Below are 20,223 nucleotides of genomic sequence, written 5' to 3'. Positions count from 1 at the left end.
GGGGTGGTTGAGCGTGGGTTGTGGCTCCCTGACCCGGCTCACCGCGCGGATCTGGCCACGTTCGTGGATCACGCGCTTCGGCTCGACGATGCCGCCGTTATCCGTATTCGCGCGCGGTCTACCGGATTGCTATCGGCTTGGGTAGCAACGGGCTTCGACGTGCTGGCCAGTCGGGTGGTGGCCGGCAAGGTGCGACCCGACGATCTGTCGGTGGCCGCACGGTCACTCGCGCACGGTCTGGCCACAACGGATGCCTCGGGCTATGTCGATCCCGGTTACTCGATGGACTCCGCGTGGCGGGGTGGGTTGCCGCCGGAGTCCGGCTTCACCTATCTCGACGACGTACCGGCCCGGGTGATGTTGGACCTGGCGCACCGTGGCGCGCGGCTGGCCAAGGAGCACGGGAGTTCGGCTGGTCCGCCGGTATCGCTGCTCGATCAGGAGGTCATCCAGGTCAGCTCGGCCGATGTCGTCGTTGGGCTACCCATGCGCTGTGTGTTCGCTTTGACCGCAATGGGTTTCCTTCCCCAGTCCGCAGAAACGATCAGCGCCGACGAGCTGATCCGGGTCCGGATATCGCCGGCGTGGTTGCGTCTGGACGCCCGCTTCGGCTCGGTTTATCGGCATCGCGGCCACGCGGCGCTGGTGCTGCGCTGATGGGCGAGGATGGTTCATTTCCGGATCGCCGTCACACGCATAGCGGATCCACGGCTCTGGTGTCCCTTTCCAGCGCCAGCCGCAGGGGAGTTACCACGGAATCGGGAGCTCCAGCGAGATAGTTCACTGCAAGCTCTTGTAGAGCGTTGGCGAGCGAGCGGACGGCATCGCGCAACTCGGCAGGAGTCGCTGGCTCGGCGGTGAGACGCCTCAGCAGGTAGTCGCCGCCGCTATACAGCGCCAGGCGGGCGTTGGCTGCCACCGCCAAATCGCCGGTCGGGTCTCCGGGTACCGGGTTGGCCTGATTGGTATTCAGCACGGCCGCCTGGCGCACGATCCGGTGTGCGGCGCAGACGTTTTCTTTCGCGTCGGAAATCTGTTGGCTGGTGAACGTCGGCGCGGATGGGGCCGGTGATGGCTTGTCGTGCGGTTGCCGATGAAACCATCCGACGATGCCCACGCCTAATGAGACGACCGCAAGGGCTAGGGCCGCCACTAGAGACCACCGCCCGGGCGATCGAGGAGTCGTCGAGGGCGCTGGCCGCGACGATCCGTCCCAACCTGGTGGCGGGACACCCCAGGGGGGCCGCTGCTCGGGATAGGGCTCGGCGAACGGAGTATCCGACATCGGCCGATGGTATCGCTGACTGGCGGTCGCGGTGGTGCGCCAGCCGACCACACCGCTAGCGGCAGCGCTCGGCCAGGGCATGAGCAGTTCGCTGGCTACGCTGCTCGAGGTGGGTGCCACGGTTACCCGGTGCGAGGTAAGGCCTGGCCAGTTCGCGGGTAAAGGCACGGGTCTCGTCTAGCTGGGCGAGCTGGATGAGCCGCATCAATCGATGTTGGTGCTAGCTTTGCGGCCTGTCCGGCGAGTGCGTCGAGGTGGTGATTGGGTTCGGTGGCGGTAAGAATCGCGGCGTCGCTCGCGTTCGAGGCACGCAACACCACTGCGGCGCGCCGGCTGGGTATGCGGATTTGGCTGACCTCGCTATCGACGAAGGTGATGACTTCCCCGGGTAGCCGCACGGCGATCCGCATCATCATACCTAGACGGTGCCCGCCTAGGATGCGTATGCGCTTATATGTCGGGCAGGCATAGCTCGGAATGCCGCTACACCAGCCAGGCCGCGGCATTGGGTGGCAACGTGGCGTCGGTCAACGGTGCGCTGGCCAGGATGGGTTCACCTGCCGGCAGCGCCAGCGGACGCTCAGCGGCGTTGAGCGCGCACACCAAACCCCCGCCGTGACGCCGGAATATCAGCGCATCGTCGGGCGCGGCCAGCCAGTCGACGTCGCCGTCGAATTCATTTCGTTCCCTACGTAATCTGAGTGCAAGTCGAAAAAACGACAAGGTCGAGCCGGCATCAGCGCGTTGTTTTTCGGCGGTCAGCGCCGCCCATTCCGGCGGCATCGGCAACCAGGTGTCTGGACACGTCGAGAACCCGAACGGGGGAATGTTGCCCGACCAGGGAATCGGCACCCGGCAGCCATCGCGACCGCGTTCGGTGCGTCCCGAGCGTTCCCACGTCGGATCCTGCAGCACCTCGTCGGGCAGGTCCACGTCGGGCAAACCCAGTTCCTGGCCGTTGTAGAGGAAGACCACGCCCGGCAGGGCGAGCATCACCACCGCCATCGCCTTGGCCCGGCGCAGCCCGATCTCGCCGCCGCCGTAGCGGCTAACCTCCCGTCCCACATCGTGATTGGCCAGCGTCCAGGTTGGGGTCGCGTTCTGCAGCGCCGCGGCGGCCAGGGAGTTCGCCACCGCGTCGCGGATCTCGGCGGCGTCGAACTCGGTTCGCGCCAGCCGGAAATTGAAGCCGAGATGCAGTTCGTCGGGCCGCAGATACTCCGCCCAGCGGGCGTTGTCGTGTACCCACACCTCGCCGACGGTTACCGCTCCGGGGTACTCGTCGATCACCGTGCGGATGTCGCGGTGAATCGCGTGCACATTCGGGTGGTTGAAGCGCGGGTCGTCATCGCGGTGGTGCAGCACCTCGATGCCCAGGTCCGGTGAGTCCGGCAGGCCCGGGGGCTTGGCCATGCCGTGCGCCACGTCGATGCGGAAGCCATCCACGCCGCGGTCCAGCCAGAAGCGCAGTGTTTTCTCGAAGTCGTCAAGGATTTCCGGGTTGTCCCAGTTCAGGTCCGGCTGTTCGGTGTCGAAAAGGTGCAGGTACCACTGGCCCGGGTTGCCGTCCGGTTCGCGCACTCGGGTCCAGGCCGGCCCGCCGAACACCGACTCCCAGTTGTTCGGCGGCAGCGACCCGTCGGGGCCCCGCCCGTCGCGAAAGAAATAGCGATCCCGCGCCGGGCTACCCGGGAGGTCAGCCAGCGCGGCCTGAAACCATGGGTGCGCCGAAGTGGTGTGGTTGGGCACCACGTCCATGGTGACTTTGATGCCCTGCCGGTGTGCCGCAGCGACCAACCGTTCGAACGCCGGCATCCCGCCGAAGAGTGGGTCGATGTCGCGGGGATCGGCGACGTCGTATCCGTGGTCTGCCATCGGCGAGACGGTGACCGGGTTGATCCAGATCGCGTCGACACCGAGCTGTTGCAGGTGGTCAAGCCGGCTCGCCAACCCGTCCAGGTCGCCCACCCCGTCGCCGTTGCTGTCGGCGAACGATCGGGGATAGACCTGGTAGAACACGGCTCGCGACCACCACGGCTCGCCCATCGGATCTGGCTCCGGTCGACGAGCGCTGGCGCGAGGAGAGCCGGGGCCCATTGGATCCGGTCGCTGGTGTTGGTCCATCAAAACGGGGAGTTGACCAGCGAGTGAGCGGCCATCTCCAGATAATCCAGCAACTCTCGACGGTGCTCGTCATCGAGCGTTTCTGAGTCGATGGAGGCCACAGCCGTATGCATGCACCGCAGCCAGGCGTCGCGTTCGATGAGCGAGATCCGAAACGGGGCATGCCGCATCCGCAATCGGGGGTGGCCGCGCTGCTCCGAGTAGGTTCGTGGGCCGCCCCAGTACTGCTCGAGGAACATCCGCAATCGTTCCTCGGCGCCGGCTAAGTCATCTTCGGGGTACACCCGCCGCAGTACTTCGTCCTCGGCGACCTGCGCATAGAAACGCGACACGATCGCGTCGAAGGTTTTGGCGCCGCCGACCGCGTCGTAGAAAGACTTCGGCATCTGATCCATCCCCTCCATTGTGGTCTATTTGTCGTGGCCGACCAGCCAGCCCCCGGTTTGTTCACCGGAGCGACACGGTGTGGACGTGGCATTTGGCGTGCGATTAGCCGCGAATCATGGTGGACTGTTCGGCGGAGGACCTATGGCGCACGGCAAGAAGCGCCGCGGCCACCGCAGTTCCGGTGTCGCGGCAGGCGTAACCGGGCCCGCTTCATGCCTGCACAGTGTCCACTCCCACCGACTCGCGTCAGGCGTCGAGACCCATCCACCGAACCGTCACGAGAGCGCATCGATCTGGAACCGCCGGCGGGTGCTGCTCCTGAACTCCACCTACGAGCCGCTTACCGCGTTGTCGATGCGGCGGGCGATTGTCATGGTGATCTGTGGCAAGGCCGACGTGGTGCACGAAGACCCGTCCGGGCCGGTCATCCACTCGGCGACCAGATCGATCCTGGTCCCGTCGGTGATCCAGTTGCGCTCCTATGTCCGGGTTCCCTACCGTGCCCGGGTTCCGATGACCCGGGCCGCGCTCATGCATCGGGACCGGTTCTGTTGTGCCTACTGCGGCGGCAAGGCCGACACCGTCGACCACGTGGTACCCCGCAGCCGGGGCGGTGCCCACTCCTGGGAGAACTGCGTTGCGTGCTGCTCGCCGTGTAACCACCGCAAGGGTGACAGGCTGTTGACCGAGCTTGGCTGGGCACTCCGCCGGGCGCCGCTGCCGCCCACGGGACCGCACTGGCGACTGCTGTCGGCGGTCAAGGAGCTGGACCCGTCCTGGGCGCGATACCTCGGTGAGGGTGCGGCCTGAAAACCCGGTGGGATACGGTTTGCGTCGTGAGTGCTATGGAGATCCACCTCTTCTTTGTCGGTATCCCGTTGTTGCTGGTGGTTGTGCTGTCTGTGCTGATCTGGTCGCGCAAGGGACCTCACCCGGCAACCTACAAACTGTCGGAGCCTTGGACACACCCGCCCATCCTGTGGGCCGCCACCGACGAGGTCGTTGGCAGCGCGCACGGCGGACACGGGCATGACGCATCGGAGTTCACGGTTGGAGGTGGGGCCAGTGGCACGTGGTGACGTTGCGACGATTGAGCACGCCGAGCTGCCGCCGGGTTGGGTGCTGACCACCAGCGGACGGATCTCGGGGGTCACCGAGCCCGGGGAACTGTCCGTGCACTACCCGTTCCCCATCGCAGATCTCGTCGCCCTGGACGACGCGCTGACCTACAGCTCGCGGGCGTGTCAGGTGAGGTTCGCCATCTACCTCGGCGACTTGGGTCGTGACACCGCCGCGCGGGCCCGCGAGATCTTGGGCAAGGTGCCCACGCCGGACAATGCTGTGCTGCTCGCGGTCTCGCCCAACCAGTGCGCCATCGAAGTGGTCTACGGCTCGCAAGTCCGCGGCCGCGGTGCCGAGTCGGCGGCTCCGCTCGGGGTTGCCGCCGCTTCCTCAGCGTTCGAGCAGGGTGAGCTGGTAGATGGGCTGATCAGCGCGATCCGCGTGCTCAGCGCGGGGATCGCGCCGGGCTGACCCGGCGAGCACGCCCGAATGTACGCCCGATGCGGCGTGTCGTTGTACAGACACGCGCCCTCGCGGTGAGGGCTAGCCGTCAGCGTCGAAGTTGCGGGCCCGCAACGATCGCTGCACCGCGGCCTGGCCCTCGAGCACCAGCCGGCGCAATGCGGGCGGAACCTCGGGGTCGCTGAGGAACTCCTCGGCGGCGGTGATGCCCTGCTCGCTGATGTCCCAGTGCGGATACAGGCCAATCACCACCGATTGCGCGACTTCGCTGGATCGCCGTGCCCATACTCCGGGGATCGCCTGAAAGTAGCGTCGCGCGAACGGCTTGAGCAGCTCGCCTTGTCCGGGTGCGGCAATGCCGGCGATCATCGCGCGGCCAGTGGCGTTGGCCAGGGTGTCGTCCTCGACCACCGTGGTGAATGCCTCGTCCTTGACGACGAACTGTGGCCGCGCCGCGCGGGCCTGGGCGGCATGCCGCTTTCCGGCGGCAGTCGGGTCGCGCTGCACCTCGGCGTCGATTCTCGGTGTCTCCGGCCCGTCGGCGTCGATGGCGCCCGCGGTGGCCAGCGCGGTTACGATCCGCCAGCGCAGGTCGGTGTCGACGGCTAAGCCTGCCAATCCACATGCGGCGGGCTCACCCTCGAGCAACGCCCCTAGGGTCTGCACATGCCGGGGGGACAACACCGACGAACACAGCGAGTTGATATAGGCCAGCTGATGATCCGACCCAGGCTCGGCTTCGCGCGCCAACTCCAGCAGCCGGTCGGCGAACTGCGGCCATCCCCGCTCCCGGGCCCAGCCGGGCTCGGCATAGCAACCCAACGCTGTCTGCGCCTGTAGCAGCAGCCGCTGCGCGACCCCGACCTCCGTTTCTGCGTGCACGCCGCCGGACACCAGTGACACGAAGTCGCGGGCACGCAGTTCGGCTTCACGGGTCATTTCCCAGGCGGCCGACCACACCAGCGTGCGCGGCAGCGGCTCGGCGATGTCGGCGATGCGGTCTAGCGCGGTCTGTAGCGACCGCTCGTCCAGCCGCAGCGAACAGTAGGTCAGGTCGTCGTCGTTGACCAGAATCAGTTTCCCGCGCGAAACGCCAACCAGCGCAGGGACGTTCGTGATCGGACCGGAGACATCGAGTTCCTCGCGGTGCACCCGGACCAGCTTGCCGGAACTCTTGGAACCATCATCGTCGTAGATGCCCACCGCCAACCGATGCACCCTGGTCTCACCTGCGCCGGGTGCCGCACCGCTCTGTGTCACCGCGAACCGGGTGAACCTGCCCTCGGCATCAACCTCGAAATCTGGTCGCAGGGTGTTGAGCCCGGTCGTCTTCAGCCACTGCTCGCCCCAATTCGACAGGTCGCGGCCCGAGGCCTTTTCCAACGCGGCCAGCAGATCGTCAAAGCTGGCATTGCCAAAAGCGTGCGTGCGGAAGTAGTCACGCAGGCCGGCCAGAAAGCGCTCCAGCCCGACGTAGGCAACGAGCTGTTTGAGCACCGAGGCGCCCTTGGCGTAGGTGATCCCGTCGAAGTTCACCTCGACAGCGGCCAGGTCGGGGATGTCGGCGGCGATCGGGTGCGTCGACGGCAGCTGGTCTTGGCGATACGCCCAAGACTTCTCCACGGTCGCAAACGTCGTCCAAGCCTCGGTGAATTCGGTGGCCTCGCTTTGGCACAGCACCGAGGCGAAGGTGGCGAAGGACTCGTTCAGCCACAGATCGTCCCACCAGGTCATGGTGACCAGGTCGCCGAACCACATGTGGGCCATCTCGTGCAGCACGGTCTCCGCGCGCCGCTCATAGGATGCCCGGGTGACCTTGCTGCGGAAGACGTAGTCCTCCAAGAAGGTCACCGCGCCGGCGTTTTCCATTGCGCCGGCGTTGAATTCGGGGACGAAGAGCTGGTCGTACTTGCCGAACGCGTATGGCAGGCCAAAGTGCTTGTGGTAGAAGCCGAATCCCTGCTTGGTTTGGGTGAACAGCCGCTCGGCGTCCATGTATTCGGCAAGCGAGGCCCGGCAATAGATGCCGAGTGGGATTTCCCCGTGGTCGTCGATGTAAGTGTCCGTCCAGGCCGCGTATGGTCCGGCGATCAAGGCCACCAGATAGGTGCTCATCCGCGGGGTAGTGGCGAAGGTGTGTACGCCGTTTGCCGCGGCCAGCGGCGCGCCGTTGGAGATCACCTTCCAGTGCGCGGGCGCGGTCACCCGCACGTCAAACGTGGCCTTGAGGTCGGGTTGGTCGAAGCAGGCGAACATGCGCTTGGCGTCGGCGGTTTCGAATTGCGAGTACAGGTAGGTCTCGCCGTCCACCGGATCGACAAACCGATGCAGGCCCTCGCCGGTATTGGAGTAGTGGCAGTCGGCGTCGACGACGACGACGTTGCGCTGGGCCAGTCCGCGCAACGGGATCCCGGCCGCCTCGTCATATCCCGAGACGTCCAGGTCTTGGTCGTTGAGGCTGGCGCGGCGCACGGTGTGGGCGGAGATGTCGATGACCGTGTCGGCGCCGGGGAGTGCGTCGAACACCACGGTGGTGGTCGACCGGAAGGTGCGTTCGCCGGGAGCGCCGTTACCGTCGGTCACATCGAGAATGATCTGGTAGCTGTCCACGGTTATCAGGGCGGCGCGTTCGACGGCTTGGTCCCGCGTGAGGTTTGGAAGGGCCACGGCGTCCAACTTAACCGGGTCGGCGGGAACAGGTGCGGGGCGGCCGTGGTTGTGCTGGGCGGTGTACTCACCGCTGCTGACTCCAACGAGAGGACCGCGCCATGCTCGAGAAGGCCCCCCAGAAGTCTGTCGCCGATTTCTGGTTCGATCCGCTGTGCCCGTGGTGCTGGATCACGTCGCGCTGGATCCTCGAGGTGGCAAAGGTCCGCGACATCGAGGTGAACTTCCACGTCATGAGCCTGGCAATACTCAACGAAAACCGTGACGACCTGCCCGAGCAATACCGCGAAGGCATGGCGAGGGCATGGGGACCGGTACGGGTGGCGATCGCCGCCGAGCAGGCCCATGGGGCGAAAGTCCTGGACCCGCTGTACACCGCGATGGGCAACCGGATTCACAACCAGGGCAACCACGAACTCGACGAGGTCATCACCCAGTCGCTGGCGGACGCCGGTCTGCCCGCGGAGTTGGCCAAGGCCGCTACCAGCGACGCTTACGACAACGCCCTGCGCAAAAGCCACCACGCCGGGATGGACGCGGTGGGCGAGGACGTCGGTACGCCGACGATCCATGTCAATGGTGTGGCGTTCTTCGGGCCGGTGCTCTCGAAGATTCCGCGCGGCGAGGAAGCCGGCAAGCTCTGGGATGCCTCGGTTACCTTCGCTTCCTACCCGCACTTTTTTGAGCTCAAGCGGACCCGCACCGAGCCGCCTCAGTTCGACTAGCCGCCGATAGTGAATTCGGCGCCGGAACACGCCCGGGTTCTTGTCGCCGAATTCACTATCGGCGGGCGCCCGCGCCGGCGCCCGGCAGTGTGTCGGGCACAATGTCGGGCATGCGCGTCTACCTGGGGGCCGACCACGCCGGATATGAGCTCAAGCAGCGGATCATCGAGCACCTGAAGCAAACCGGCCACGAGCCGATCGACTGCGGCGCGTTGCGCTACGACGCCGACGACGACTACCCGGCATTCTGCATTGCCGCAGCGACGCGCACTGTCGCCGATCCGGGCAGCCTGGGCATCGTGCTGGGCGGATCGGGCAACGGGGAGCAGATCGCCGCCAACAAGGTGCCCGGCGCTCGCTGCGCGCTGGCCTGGAGTGTGCAGACCGCGGCGCTGGCTCGCGAGCACAACAACGCCCAATTGATCGGCATCGGCGGCCGCATGCACACGGTGGCCGAGGCACTGGCGATAGTCGACGCCTTCGTCACCACGCCGTGGTCGAAAGCGCAACGCCACCAACGGCGTATCGACATTCTCGCCGAGTACGAACGGACCCACGAAGCGCCGCCGGTGCCCGGCGCTCCGGCCTGACTCCCGTGCCTGAGGGGCATACGCTGCATCGGCTGGCCCGGCTGCACCAGCGCCGGTTCGCCGGTGCGCCGGTCTCGGTGTCCAGCCCCCAGGGCCGGTTCGCCGATTCGGCTTCCGCGCTCAACGGTCGGGTGTTGCGGCGGGCCAGTGCCTGGGGCAAACACCTGTTCCATCACTACGTCGGCGGCCCCGTGGTGCACGTGCATCTCGGGCTCTATGGCACCTTCACCGAATGGGCACGCCCCACAGATGGGTGGCTACCCGAACCCGCGGGGCAGGTGCGGATGCGGATGGTCGGGGCAGAATTCGGCACCGACTTGCGCGGCCCGACGGTGTGTGAGTCGATCGACGACGGCGAGGTTGCGGACGTGGTTGCCAGGCTGGGACCCGACCCGTTGCGTAGCGACGCCAACCCGTCGTCGGCATGGTCTCGGATCACCAAGTCTCGCAGGCCCATAGGCGCGCTCTTGATGGACCAAACGGTGATCGCCGGTGTTGGCAACGTCTACCGTAATGAGTTGCTTTTTCGGCACCGGATCGACCCACAGCGGCCCGGCCGCGGGATCGGTGAGCCGGAATTCGACGCGGCCTGGAACGATCTGGTGTCGTTGATGAAGGTGGGCTTGCGCCGCGGCAAGATCATCGTGGTGCGCCCCGAACATGACCATGGTCTGCCGTCATATCTGCCCGACCGGCCCCGCACCTATGTGTACCGCCGAGCCGGCGAGCCGTGTCGGGTGTGTGGGGGAGTGATCCGCACGGCACTGCTCGAGGGCCGCAATGTTTTCTGGTGCCCGGTCTGTCAGACCTGACCGCCTGGTGGCTAGCCGTCTAGGAACGGTTTACCCCGAGCGCGGCGTAGACCTCGTTGGACAGGACGACGCTGCGCGGATCCGCGTTGGCCTTGGTGGCGTCGAAGCGGTTCATCACGTAGGCGTAGCCGATCCGGTGCTCGAGGTCGACGAACCCAAACGAGCCGCCGAGGCCACCATGCCCGAAAATCCGTGGGTTGGGTCCATTGACGCCGCGCTGGTTGAGCATGTAGCCCAGACCCCAGCCATGGTCGGCGACCCTCGGGCCGAGCACCAGATCGGTGTCGAAGCCGCCCTGTGAGACCCGGACCAGCTCCATGTGCTCGCGGCTGAGCAGCTTCTCCTGGGCAAGCCCGTTGTAGAACGTCGCCAGCCCCAGCGCAGACACCTGGCCGTTGGTGCCGGGGAATTCGATCTGACGCCACAGCTGCAGGTCGTTGGAGCCGAGTTCGTCGTCGGGGGCGAAGCCCATCGACACCGACAATGCAGCCTTGGGATGTTCGTTTAGGCTGGTGGGGTAGCCGGGGGCTTGGACGTCGGCCAGCAATTGGCGGATGTGCGGCTTATCAACTAGATCGGCGCAGCGGAGCTGTTCGCCGGGATGCAAGCCAATGTGGACGTCCGCACCCAGCGGCTCAGCGATCTCGGTACGCAGGTATTGACCGACCGTACGGCCTGTGACGCGGCGGAACACTTCGCCGAGGATGAAACCGAAGGTGGTCATGTGGTAGCCCTGCGCGGCACCCGGCTGCCACCACGGTTCGGCGGCGGCCAGTTGCTCGCAGACAAAATCCCAATCGGCGACCTGCTCCCAGCCCAGCCGTCCGCGCGGCCCGATCGCCCCGGAGCGGTGGCTCATCACCATCGCCAGCGTGATGGCCTGCTTACCCGCCTGTCCGAACTCGGGCCAGTAGCGTGCCACCGGCGCATGCAGGTCAAGCTCACCGCGATCGACGAGCTGATGCACACACGTGGCCGTTAGTGCCTTGGTACCGGACAGCACGGTGGCCAGCGTGTCGTGCTGCCAGGGCCGGGTACCGCCGGCGTCGGCGGAGCCGCCCCACAGGTTGACGACAAGATCCCCGTCGACCCACACCGCGACGGCCGCGCCGACCTCGTTGCGCAGCACAAAGTTGCGCTCGAACGCGTCGCGTACCTTGGTGAACTCCGACGCGCACGAGCCCTTGATGTCAGGCTGATTCATGGGTCGCGCATGGCGCCTTTCTGCCGAACAAACGCATGGCCCGAGCGGGCGACGGGAATCGAACCCGCGTCGCTAGTTTGGAAGACTAGGGCTCTACCATTGAGCTACGCCCGCATGTATTTAGTCGAGCGCGACTGTACGTGGTGACAGACATCAAATCTAATCGGAGTCGTTTTGAGACCTTCCCGTGAGGTCTCAAGAGGTCATTGCGGTGCCGGTGTCGCCGGGCCGTAGGATCGCGAGGTCAGCGCGGGGTGTAGCGCAGCTTGGTAGCGCATCCGCTTTGGGAGCGGAAGGCCGCAGGTTCAAATCCTGTCACCCCGACCAGCCGACCGCCGTTATCGACTACCAAGGAGCACACCCGTGAAGAGCACCGTCGAGCAGTTGAGCCCCACCCGGGTTCGTATCAACGTGGAGGTGCCATTCGCCGAGCTTGAGCCGGATTTCCAGCGGGCCTACAAAGAGCTGGCCAAACAGGTGCGGCTGCCCGGCTTCCGGCCCGGGAAGGCGCCGGCCAAACTACTCGAAGCCCGCATCGGCCGGGAGGCCATGCTGGATCAAATCGTCAACGATGCGCTGCCCAGCCGGTACGGACAGGCGGTGGCCGAGTCGGATGTCCAACCGCTCGGCCGGCCCAACATCGAGGTGACCAAGAAGGAGTACGGCCAGGACCTGCAATTCACCGCCGAGGTCGACATCCGCCCGAAGATCAGTCTCCCGGACCTGAGCGCGCTGACGGTCTCGGTGGATCCGATCGAAATCGGTGAGGACGACGTCGACGCCGAACTGCAGTCGTTACGTACCCGGTTCGGCACCCTGACCGCGGTGGACCGGCCGGTGGCCGTCGGCGACGTCGTCTCGATCGACTTGTCTGCCACGGTCGACGGAGAGGACATACCGAACGCAGCCGCTGAGGGACTCTCCCACGAGGTCGGCTCCGGCCGGCTCATCGCAGGTCTCGACGACGCGGTTGTTGGTCTGTCCGCCGACGAGTCCCGGGTCTTCACCGCCAAGCTGGCAGCCGGCGAGCACGCCGGGCAGGAAGCTCAGGTTACCGTCACGGTCAGGTCGGTTAAGGAGCGCGAACTACCAGAGCCCGACGACGAATTCGCGCAGTTAGCCAGCGAGTTCGACAGCATCGACGAATTGCGGGCCAGCCTCAGCGACCAGGTGCGCCAGGCCAAGCGCGCCCAGCAGGCCGAGCAGATTCGAAACGCCACCATCGATGCGCTACTCGAACAGGTCGACGTGCCGTTGCCGGAGTCGTATGTGCAGGCCCAATTCGACAGCGTGCTGCACAGCGCGCTCAGCGGTCTTAATCACGACGAAGCCCGGTTCAATGAGTTGCTCGTCGAGCAAGGCTCGTCACGCGCGGCGTTCGATGCCGAGGCGCGCACCGCCTCAGAAAAGGACGTCAAGAGGCAGCTGTTGCTAGACGCCCTGGCCGACGAGCTGCAGGTCCAAGTTGGCCAGGATGATCTGACCGAACGACTGGTGACGACGTCTCGGCAATACGGCATCGAGCCGCAGCAGCTGTTCGGCTACCTCCAAGAGCGCAACCAGCTGCCGACCATGTTCGCTGACGTGCGGCGCGAGCTGGCGATCAGGGCCGCAGTGGAGGCGGCGACGGTCACCGACAGTGACGGAAACACGATCGATACCAGTGAGTTCTTCGGCAAGCGTGTGTCGGCCGGTGAGGCTGAGGAGGCCGAACCGGCAGACGAGGGTGCCGCGCGGGCGGCGTCCGACGAAGCGACAACGTGACCGTATGACGCTGTAAGCGAACGCGCCGGTTTCAGGGGGTGCGTGACCGCGAAACAGCCAGCCTGGTTGGTTAGTGTCGGAGCATAGAAGAACTCGAGGAAAGCAGGTGCCCCACTGTGAGCCAAGTGACTGACATGCGTTCGAACTCGCAGGGTCTTAGCCTCACGGATTCGGTCTACGAGCGCTTGCTCTCCGAGCGCATCATCTTCCTGGGCTCGGAGGTGAACGACGAGATCGCCAACCGGTTATGCGCTCAGATTCTGCTGCTGGCCGCCGAAGACGCCAGCAAGGACATCAGCCTCTACATCAATTCGCCGGGTGGATCGATCAGCGCCGGCATGGCGATCTACGACACCATGGTGCTGGCGCCCTGTGACATCGCCACCTACGCGATGGGCATGGCCGCCTCGATGGGCGAGTTCCTGCTGGCGGCAGGTACCAAGGGCAAGCGCTACGCGCTGCCGCATGCTCGCATCCTGATGCACCAGCCGTTGGGCGGGGTGACCGGCAGCGCGGCCGATATCGCCATCCAGGCCGAGCAGTTCGCCGTGATCAAGAAAGAAATGTTCCGGCTCAACGCCGAATTCACCGGCCAGCCGATCGAGCGCATTGAGGCGGATTCCGATCGCGACCGCTGGTTCACCGCCGCCGAAGCCCTGGAATACGGTTTCGTCGATCACATCATCACCCGCGCCCACGTCAATGGAGAAGCACAGTGAATTCCCAAAATTCTCAGATCCAGCCCCAGGCGCGCTACATCCTGCCGTCGTTCATCGAGCACTCCAGCTTCGGGGTCAAGGAGTCCAATCCATACAACAAGCTGTTCGAGGAACGCATCATCTTCCTCGGCGTCCAGGTCGACGACGCGTCGGCGAACGACATCATGGCACAGTTGCTGGTGTTGGAGTCGTTGGATCCCGACCGCGATATCACCATGTACATCAACTCGCCGGGCGGTGGGTTCACCTCGCTGATGGCGATCTACGACACCATGCAATACGTGCGGGCCGATATCCAGACGGTGTGTCTGGGCCAGGCCGCCTCGGCGGCTGCGGTGCTGCTGGCCGCCGGAACACCGGGCAAGCGCATGGCGCTGCCGAATGCGCGGGTGTTGATCCATCAGCCGTCGTTGTCGGGCGTGATCCAGGGACAGTTCTCCGATCTGGAGATCCAGGCCGCCGAGATCGAGCGGATGCGCACCCTGATGGAAACCACGCTGGCCCGCCACACCGGCAAGGACGCCGGAGTGATCCGCAAAGACACTGACCGGGACAAGATCTTGACCGCGGAAGAGGCTAAGGACTACGGCATCATCGACACGGTGCTCGAGTACCGGAAGCTCTCCGCGCAAACCGCCTGAGCCATGGGCGGGTGGTGCGGCCGTGGCGTGGCTTGGTGGTCGCCACCCGACATGCGCCGAGATCCACGCCAGAGCGGAAAATCACCATAAGGCGTGACGCTAACGTCGATCTCGGCGCAGGGACTGTGGGGGCGCACCGAGCGAGACCACTTAGCTGGCGGGGGTCCGGGGGAAGCGCGTCCAACCAAGGACGAACGCGCCGGTCAGCAATACGGCGGCGCCGCCCAACGCGAGCTTGATTCCGCTCACGAAGACCGCGTCGGCGGCCAGTACGATCTCATCCTCCTGCGCCGCAGTTATCCGGTGTCCTGGCCCGATAAATGCCGCGTGGGCATGCGGATTCGCGCTGTCCACGATGACGTCGACAACGATCGCGCGAGCGATGGGATCGGGAATTTCGTCGGCCATGGTGTTCGGCAGCGCGGCACCCAACCAGGCCGCGACAATGGTGCCCAGGAAGGCGACGCCGAAAATGCCGCCCAGCGACCGCTGCAGATTGAGCATCCCGGCGGCCATGCCGGCACGGCCATCATCGACCTTGGTCATTCCAAGATGCAACAGCGGTGTGGCGCAGCCGCCGGCTCCCGCGCCAAAGATCGTCAGGCCAACAAGGGCCACTGGATGCGCGTGGTCCATCGAGATCGCGAAAATCGCCAACCCGATGAACATGGCCGCCAGGCACGTCAGCACCGGGAGCTGAGGACCCCATTTGTTGACCGCCCTACCCGCCAGCAGACTCGCCACCCCGAATCCCGCGGGGACCGGCAACATCATCAAACCCGCGTGCAGCGGCGATAGGTCGCGCACATTTTGGAAGTGCTGGGTGATCACCATCAGAGTCCCGAAAAAGCAGGACATCACCACGAAGTAGACGATCAGCACCGATCGGTACAACGGCTCGGCGAACAGTTTGAGATCGACCAACGGGAAAGCGGCGCGGTGTTCGTGTCGAACAAACAGCCACAGCAGTACCCCAGCCGCTAACAGCAACGCCGCCACGAACCCGGCGGACTGCCGGTCGAACCGGGGAGCCTCGATGATGGTGTATGCGATCAGGGCGACGGCCGGGATAAGCGTCAGCTGTCCCACCCAGTCGAGTTGAGTGGGCTCGGGATCCTGTGACTCGTCGACACCGACTAGCGTCAGCAGCCACACGATGGCACCGAGCGGAACGTTCACCAGGAACACGCTGCGCCAACCGAGGCCGTCGACCATGAGCCCGCCCAGCGCGGGGGCAGATGCCGCACCGACCATGCCTATGGCCATCCAGTTGGATATCGCCCGTGCTTTCATTCGGGGATTGGGAAAGGAGTGGCTTAGCAAGGCCAGCGAGAGCACTGAGATGAACGCCGCTCCTAAACCTTGGATCACTCGTGCGACCGTGAAAACTGCCAGGCTGACCGGTAGCACACAGACAATAGAGCTCACGACGAAGAGCGTGACCCCGAACACAAAACTGCGCCTGCGACCGTAGCGATCGCCCAGCAGGGCGCAACTCATCAGCACGGCCGCCATGCCCAGGCTGTACCCGGCGACCGCCCACTGCAGACCTTGTTCGCCCGTGTGAAACACCTTTTGGATGCTGGGCAATGCGACATTGACGATGTTGACGTCCACGAACACCATGAAGATGCCCAGCCCCGTTGCCAACACGGTCAGCCGCTGGCGCGGTGTCATTGCAGTGTGGGAATCGCCCTCCACGGTGTCGGGTGCCGCAGTCACATCTGACTTCTCCGGTTGGTTGCCCATAATGCGGTTCTTACTCATGCGTAGCCGGGCTTCGCGGTCACAAGAACTAACCCTAGGTAACGCCTCGATGAGGCAGTAGAGGCAATTTTCGCTTTCAGCCTCGGGGCGGCGCGGTGGTCAGCGCTCGCCCGATTTCGGCAATATCGATCGGCCGTACTCGGCAGCATCCGCCCACGATGCGCGCGCCCGCCGCAACCCATTCCCGCGCAAGCTGCCCGGAAGATCCGGAAAACCGCCGCGGACCTACCCAGGCGCGGCGCCGACCATCCCAACCCTCACCGCTGTTCGGGTACACGATCACCGGTTTGCCTGTGTGGGCGACGGCGAAAGCGATGGCCGGCAACACGTCGTCGGGTGCGCAGCAGTTGACGCCGACGGCGACGATCTCGGGAACTCCTGCGGCCACCGCAAACGCGTCGGTGAGCGGTTGCCCGGCGCGAGTCCGCGTCCCGTTGATCGTGTAGCTGAGCCAGGCCGGCGTAGCCAACCGCCGCACCAGGTTGACCAGCGCTTCGGCTTCGTCGATATCGGGGATGGTTTCCAGGGCGAGCATGTCAGCGCCGGCATCGACTAGCACCTCGAGCCGTGGCAGATGCCACTTCATCAAGGCTGCGACGGACAGGCCGTAGCATCCGCGGTATTCGGATCCGTCAGCCAGCGCGGCGCCGTATGGCCCGACCGAGGCTGCGACCGATAGACCGCCAACGCCGACCTCGTCGCGCGCAGCCTGGGCGAGTTCGACGCTGCGGCGCAGCAGCACGGTGGCGTCGTCATGACCTATGCCGCGCGCCGCGAAGCCCTCGAACGAGGCCTGGTAGCTGGCAGTCGTGGCAATCTGGGCCCCAGCGCGAAAGTACGCGGTATGCACCGCGGTGATCGCGTGCGGAGCGTCCACCAGCAGCCGCGCCGACCACAACGGGTCGGACAGGTCGTGACCGCGCGCCTCAAGCTCGGTGGCCAGGCCGCCATCGCTGATCAGCACGGAATCGCTGACCAATTCCACAACGCCACTGTAGGGTGGTCAGCTGGCGGTCGGGCCGCTGCCGGGTCCGCGACGCGCGGGCCTCGGTGGGGTTACGACCGCGACACGCCAGAGACACGGATCGCGCGTCTCGGCGAGTGGGGCGCAGTCGGGCTATATGTTTCATTCAGACGAGAGGCGTGAACACCCTGAAATCTCTAGGACGCTATTCGGTGCTAACGGTCGCGGGGGGCCGGAGCAAGCGGGTAGCGTCGGGGCATACACGCGGCACGGCAACACGAACGGCGATCAGGAAGTAGGCCATCAGCATTATGGCGCGCATAGGAGACGGTGGTGACCTGCTGAAGTGCTCGTTCTGCGGGAAGAGCCAAAAACAGGTCAAGAAGCTCATTGCCGGCCCCGGCGTGTACATCTGCGATGAGTGCATCGACCTGTGTAACGAGATCATCGAAGAGGAACTCGCCGACGCCGACGATGTGAAACTCGACGAGCTGCCCAAGCCGGCCGAGATCCGGGAGTTCCTCGAGGGCTACGTCATCGGGCAAGATACCGCCAAACGCACGCTGGCCGTGGCGGTGTACAACCACTACAAGCGGATCCAGGCCGGGGAGAAGGGCCGTGACTCCCGATGTGAGCCCGTTGAGTTGACCAAGTCGAACATCTTGATGCTCGGACCCACCGGTTGTGGCAAGACCTACCTGGCCCAGACGCTGGCCAAGATGCTTAACGTGCCGTTTGCCATCGCCGACGCCACCGCGCTGACCGAGGCCGGTTACGTCGGCGAGGACGTCGAGAACATCTTGCTCAAACTTATTCAGGCCGCCGACTACGACGTCAAACGCGCCGAGACCGGCATCATCTACATCGACGAGGTCGACAAGATCGCCCGCAAGAGTGAGAACCCGTCGATTACTCGCGACGTCTCCGGTGAGGGCGTTCAGCAGGCCTTGCTGAAAATCCTGGAGGGCACTCAGGCGTCGGTTCCGCCGCAGGGGGGCCGTAAGCACCCGCATCAAGAGTTCATCCAGATCGACACCACCAACGTGCTGTTCATCGTCGCGGGAGCGTTCGCCGGGCTGGAGAAGATCATTTACGAGCGCGTCGGCAAGCGGGGCCTCGGCTTTGGCGCCGAGGTTCGTTCCAAGGCCGAGATCGACACCACCGACCACTTTGCCGACGTGATGCCGGAGGATCTGATCAAGTTCGGCCTGATCCCGGAATTCATCGGCCGCCTGCCGGTGGTCGCCTCGGTCACCAACCTGGACAAAGAGTCGTTGGTCAAGATCCTGTCCGAGCCGAAGAACGCTTTGGTCAAGCAGTACATCCGGCTGTTCGAGATGGATGGCGTGGAGTTGGAGTTCACCGACGATGCGCTGGAAGCGATCGCCGACCAGGCGATCCATCGCGGCACCGGTGCCCGCGGCCTGCGGGCGATCATGGAAGAAGTCCTGCTGCCGGTGATGTACGACATCCCGAGCCGCGACGATGTCGCCAAAGTGGTGGTCACCAAGGAGACCGTGCAGGACAACGTGTTGCCGACAATCGTGCCACGCAAGCCGTCCCGTTCGGAGCGCCGCGACAAGAGCGCGTAGCCCCGCGACGACTGCATGTCGGGCACCGTTGTGGCAGTGCCGCCACGGGTGGCGCGTGCGCTGGACCTGCTGAATTTCTCGTTGGCTGATGTTCGCGACGGTCTGGGCCCCTATCTGTCGATATACCTCCTGTTGATCCACGATTGGGATCAAGCCTCGATCGGGTTCGTCATGGCGGTCGGCGGCATTGCGGCCATCGTGGCCCAGACGCCGATTGGCGCCCTGGTGGACCGGACCACGGCCAAGCGGGCGCTGGTCGTCGCCGGCGCGGTGCTGGTCACCGCCGCCGCAGTGGCGATGCCGCTGTTTGCGGGCTTGTATTCCATCTCGGTGCTGCAGGCCGTCACCGGGATCGCCAGCTCGGTTTTCGCTCCGGCGTTGGCGGCGATCACGTTGGGTGCTGTCGGTCCTCAGTTTTTCGCCAGACGGATTGGGCGTAACGAAGCGTTCAACCACGCCGGTAACGCGTCGGCGGCTGGGGCGACCGGCGCGCTGGCGTACTTCTTCGGGCCGGTGGTGGTGTTCTGGGTGCTGGCCGGCATGGCGTTGATCAGCGTGCTGGCGACACTGCGGATCCCGCCGGACGCGGTCGACCACGATTTAGCGCGTGGTATGGACCATGCGCCCGGCGAGCCGCATCCGCAGCCGTCGCGGTTCACCGTGTTGGCGCACAACCGCGAACTGGTGATCTTCGGGGCGGCGGTTGTCGCGTTCCACTTCGCCAACGCGGCGATGCTGCCGCTGGTCGGCGAGCTGTTGGCGTTGCACAATCGAGACGAAGGAACGGCGCTGATGTCGTCGTGCATCGTCGCGGCGCAGGTCGTGATGGTGCCGGTGGCGTATGTGGTCGAGACCAGGGCCGACGCGTGGGGGCGAAAGCCGATCTTTTTGGTGGGGTTCGCTGTCTTGACCGCTCGCGGGTTCCTCTACACGTTGTCGGATAACTCCTACTGGCTGGTGGGCGTGCAGTTGCTCGACGGTATCGGAGCCGGCATTTTCGGGGCGTTGTTTCCCCTTGTCGTACAGGACGTCACACACGGAACGGGACATTTCAATATCAGCCTCGGGGCGGTAACCACGGCAACGGGCATTGGTGCCGCGCTGTCTAATCTTGTTGCCGGCTGGATCGTGGTCGTCGCGGGCTATGACGCGGCATTCATGTCGCTGGGTGCGCTCGCCGGGGCCGGCTTCCTCCTGTACCTGGTCGCGATGCCGGAAACCGTGGATTCGGATGTCCGGGTGCGGTCGCGGCCAACCCTCGGGGGGAAGTGACCAATACCACAGTTCTGTGTCGTCGCTACCGCCAGCCCTCGCTGACTTCGCCTTTTGGTCGGTTACCGGCCGCATATATGGCATCGGAGACCGCCTTACACCCGAAATGAAATGTCATAATCGCTACCGCCAGTGACACAAGCCGTGCGGCGCGGGGGTGTCGCTCCGACGACGCGTAACCTGAAG

At 65.2% G+C, this 20,223-nt stretch carries 20 protein-coding genes and 2 tRNA genes; 13 read left to right on the top strand and 9 right to left on the bottom strand.

The annotated features are described in order from the left end of the window. Nucleotides 1-3: 3 nt before the first annotated feature. Complete coding sequence (locus FF952_RS13150) at nucleotides 4-657, top strand: DUF8010 domain-containing protein (protein WP_003412698.1); 654 nt, start codon at nucleotides 4-6, stop codon at nucleotides 655-657. A 31-nt stretch (nucleotides 658-688) separates the two neighbouring features. On the opposite strand, the gene FF952_RS13145 is transcribed toward FF952_RS13150, so the two are convergent. The 4 genes from FF952_RS13145 to glbO all read right to left on the bottom strand — a co-directional run bounded on the left by FF952_RS13145 (nucleotide 689) and on the right by glbO (nucleotide 3,795). After that, nucleotides 689-1,405 carry a hypothetical protein gene (locus FF952_RS13145; protein WP_003412695.1) on the bottom strand — a complete coding sequence of 239 codons (717 nt, stop codon included), beginning with the start codon at nucleotides 1,403-1,405 and terminating at the stop codon, nucleotides 689-691. 2 nt (nucleotides 1,406-1,407) lie between these two features. Continuing rightward, nucleotides 1,408-1,701 carry a hypothetical protein gene (locus tag FF952_RS13140; protein ID WP_003899337.1) on the bottom strand — a complete coding sequence of 98 codons (294 nt, stop codon included), beginning with the start codon at nucleotides 1,699-1,701 and terminating at the stop codon, nucleotides 1,408-1,410. Nucleotides 1,702-1,768: 67 nt separating this feature from the next. Then, nucleotides 1,769-3,409: a glycoside hydrolase family 13 protein gene (locus FF952_RS13135; protein ID WP_003907960.1), complete on the bottom strand. Its 1,641-nt coding sequence runs from the start codon at nucleotides 3,407-3,409 to the stop codon at nucleotides 1,769-1,771. After that, the gene (gene glbO, locus FF952_RS13130) at nucleotides 3,409-3,795 is read right to left on the bottom strand and encodes a group 2 truncated hemoglobin GlbO (protein WP_003412688.1); all 387 of its coding nucleotides are present in this window, start codon (nucleotides 3,793-3,795) and stop codon (nucleotides 3,409-3,411) included. The genes FF952_RS13135 and glbO overlap by 1 nt, the downstream gene beginning before the upstream one ends. A gap of 142 nt (nucleotides 3,796-3,937) precedes the next feature. On the opposite strand from glbO, the gene FF952_RS13125 reads away from it, so the two are divergent. Genes FF952_RS13125 through FF952_RS13115 form a run of 3 tightly spaced genes read left to right on the top strand, consistent with a single transcriptional unit; the run spans nucleotide 3,938 to nucleotide 5,329 of the window. Then, nucleotides 3,938-4,606, top strand: a complete 669-nt coding sequence (locus FF952_RS13125; protein ID WP_003899334.1) for an HNH endonuclease — start codon at nucleotides 3,938-3,940, stop codon at nucleotides 4,604-4,606. A gap of 35 nt (nucleotides 4,607-4,641) precedes the next feature. Continuing rightward, entirely contained in the window at nucleotides 4,642-4,875 is a 234-nt protein-coding gene (gene ctaJ / locus FF952_RS13120) for an aa3-type cytochrome oxidase subunit CtaJ (RefSeq protein ID WP_003412671.1), read from the top strand. After that, entirely contained in the window at nucleotides 4,862-5,329 is a 468-nt protein-coding gene (locus FF952_RS13115; protein ID WP_003904843.1) for a DUF5130 domain-containing protein, read from the top strand. The genes ctaJ and FF952_RS13115 overlap by 14 nt, the downstream gene beginning before the upstream one ends. Before the next feature lie 72 nt (nucleotides 5,330-5,401). Here the strand turns inward: FF952_RS13115 and pepN are convergent, their stop codons facing one another. After that, nucleotides 5,402-7,987, bottom strand: a complete 2,586-nt coding sequence (gene pepN / locus FF952_RS13110; protein ID WP_003412666.1) for an aminopeptidase N — start codon at nucleotides 7,985-7,987, stop codon at nucleotides 5,402-5,404. Between the two features lie 101 nt (nucleotides 7,988-8,088). Here pepN and FF952_RS13105 point away from each other — a divergent pair, with 101 nt between their 5' ends. From FF952_RS13105 to FF952_RS13095, 3 genes are all read left to right on the top strand, one after another. Beyond that, the gene (locus FF952_RS13105; protein ID WP_003412664.1) at nucleotides 8,089-8,712 is read left to right on the top strand and encodes an Rv2466c family mycothiol-dependent reductase; all 624 of its coding nucleotides are present in this window, start codon (nucleotides 8,089-8,091) and stop codon (nucleotides 8,710-8,712) included. A 110-nt stretch (nucleotides 8,713-8,822) separates the two neighbouring features. Further along, nucleotides 8,823-9,302 carry a ribose-5-phosphate isomerase gene (locus FF952_RS13100; protein WP_003412660.1) on the top strand — a complete coding sequence of 160 codons (480 nt, stop codon included), beginning with the start codon at nucleotides 8,823-8,825 and terminating at the stop codon, nucleotides 9,300-9,302. Between the two features lie 5 nt (nucleotides 9,303-9,307). Beyond that, complete coding sequence (locus tag FF952_RS13095; protein ID WP_003412657.1) at nucleotides 9,308-10,114, top strand: Fpg/Nei family DNA glycosylase; 807 nt, start codon at nucleotides 9,308-9,310, stop codon at nucleotides 10,112-10,114. A 19-nt stretch (nucleotides 10,115-10,133) separates the two neighbouring features. Here the strand turns inward: FF952_RS13095 and FF952_RS13090 are convergent, their stop codons facing one another. Together FF952_RS13090 and FF952_RS13085 are read right to left on the bottom strand one after the other, a co-directional pair. Beyond that, entirely contained in the window at nucleotides 10,134-11,318 is a 1,185-nt protein-coding gene (locus FF952_RS13090; protein ID WP_003412656.1) for a serine hydrolase domain-containing protein, read from the bottom strand. 43 nt (nucleotides 11,319-11,361) lie between these two features. Further along, nucleotides 11,362-11,432, bottom strand: a tRNA-Gly gene (locus tag FF952_RS13085). Nucleotides 11,433-11,568: 136 nt separating this feature from the next. Between FF952_RS13085 and FF952_RS13080 the strand changes: the two genes are divergently transcribed. From FF952_RS13080 to clpP2, 4 genes are all read left to right on the top strand, one after another. Further along, nucleotides 11,569-11,645: transfer RNA gene (locus FF952_RS13080), tRNA-Pro, on the top strand. 36 nt (nucleotides 11,646-11,681) lie between these two features. Next, a complete protein-coding gene (tig, locus tag FF952_RS13075) occupies nucleotides 11,682-13,082 on the top strand; it encodes a trigger factor (protein ID WP_003412652.1) in 1,401 nt (466 codons plus the stop codon). A gap of 116 nt (nucleotides 13,083-13,198) precedes the next feature. Continuing rightward, nucleotides 13,199-13,801, top strand: a complete 603-nt coding sequence (gene clpP1 / locus FF952_RS13070; RefSeq protein ID WP_003412650.1) for an ATP-dependent CLP protease proteolytic subunit ClpP1 — start codon at nucleotides 13,199-13,201, stop codon at nucleotides 13,799-13,801. Beyond that, complete coding sequence (gene clpP2 / locus FF952_RS13065; protein WP_003412648.1) at nucleotides 13,798-14,442, top strand: ATP-dependent CLP protease proteolytic subunit ClpP2; 645 nt, start codon at nucleotides 13,798-13,800, stop codon at nucleotides 14,440-14,442. Before clpP1 ends, clpP2 begins: the two co-directional genes overlap by 4 nt. 150 nt (nucleotides 14,443-14,592) lie before the next feature. On the opposite strand, the gene jefA is transcribed toward clpP2, so the two are convergent. Together jefA and mmuM are read right to left on the bottom strand one after the other, a co-directional pair. After that, entirely contained in the window at nucleotides 14,593-16,119 is a 1,527-nt protein-coding gene (jefA, locus tag FF952_RS13060; protein WP_003412642.1) for a multidrug efflux pump JefA, read from the bottom strand. Nucleotides 16,120-16,285: 166 nt separating this feature from the next. After that, nucleotides 16,286-17,194 (bottom strand): homocysteine S-methyltransferase, encoded by a 909-nt coding sequence (gene mmuM, locus FF952_RS13055; RefSeq protein WP_003412639.1) that lies wholly within the window; start codon nucleotides 17,192-17,194, stop codon nucleotides 16,286-16,288. 290 nt (nucleotides 17,195-17,484) lie between these two features. On the opposite strand from mmuM, the gene clpX reads away from it, so the two are divergent. Then, nucleotides 17,485-18,765 carry an ATP-dependent Clp protease ATP-binding subunit ClpX gene (clpX, locus tag FF952_RS13050; RefSeq protein WP_003412634.1) on the top strand — a complete coding sequence of 427 codons (1,281 nt, stop codon included), beginning with the start codon at nucleotides 17,485-17,487 and terminating at the stop codon, nucleotides 18,763-18,765. A 15-nt stretch (nucleotides 18,766-18,780) separates the two neighbouring features. Continuing rightward, nucleotides 18,781-20,037 carry an MFS transporter gene (locus tag FF952_RS13045; protein WP_003904842.1) on the top strand — a complete coding sequence of 419 codons (1,257 nt, stop codon included), beginning with the start codon at nucleotides 18,781-18,783 and terminating at the stop codon, nucleotides 20,035-20,037. Nucleotides 20,038-20,223: the final 186 nt, after the last annotated feature.

It is taken from the genome of Mycobacterium tuberculosis complex sp. N0072 (assembly GCF_030323725.1).
In the GTDB taxonomy this organism is placed as follows: Bacteria; Actinomycetota; Actinomycetes; order Mycobacteriales; family Mycobacteriaceae; genus Mycobacterium; species Mycobacterium tuberculosis.
The sequence above is the reverse complement of the archived record's forward strand: the minus strand, read 5'-3'. Positions and strand labels throughout refer to the sequence as shown.

Bases quoted from the DNA above. Each gene is read 5' to 3' on its own strand.
- FF952_RS13140 (WP_003899337.1), bottom strand. From the start codon at position 1,701: ATGATGATGCGGATCGCCGTGCGGCTACCCGGGGAAGTCATCACCTTC.
- FF952_RS13135 (WP_003907960.1), bottom strand. From the start codon at position 3,409: ATGGACCAACACCAGCGACCGGATCCAATGGGCCCCGGCTCTCCTCGC.
- glbO (WP_003412688.1), bottom strand. From the start codon at position 3,795: ATGCCGAAGTCTTTCTACGACGCGGTCGGCGGCGCCAAAACCTTCGAC.
- FF952_RS13125 (WP_003899334.1), top strand. From the start codon at position 3,938: ATGGCGCACGGCAAGAAGCGCCGCGGCCACCGCAGTTCCGGTGTCGCG.
- ctaJ (WP_003412671.1), top strand. From the start codon at position 4,642: ATGGAGATCCACCTCTTCTTTGTCGGTATCCCGTTGTTGCTGGTGGTT.
- FF952_RS13105 (WP_003412664.1), top strand. From the start codon at position 8,089: ATGCTCGAGAAGGCCCCCCAGAAGTCTGTCGCCGATTTCTGGTTCGAT.
- FF952_RS13100 (WP_003412660.1), top strand. From the start codon at position 8,823: ATGCGCGTCTACCTGGGGGCCGACCACGCCGGATATGAGCTCAAGCAG.
- FF952_RS13090 (WP_003412656.1), bottom strand. From the start codon at position 11,318: ATGAATCAGCCTGACATCAAGGGCTCGTGCGCGTCGGAGTTCACCAAG.
- jefA (WP_003412642.1), bottom strand. From the start codon at position 16,119: ATGACACCGCGCCAGCGGCTGACCGTGTTGGCAACGGGGCTGGGCATC.
- clpX (WP_003412634.1), top strand. From the start codon at position 17,485: ATGGCGCGCATAGGAGACGGTGGTGACCTGCTGAAGTGCTCGTTCTGC.
- FF952_RS13045 (WP_003904842.1), top strand. From the start codon at position 18,781: ATGTCGGGCACCGTTGTGGCAGTGCCGCCACGGGTGGCGCGTGCGCTG.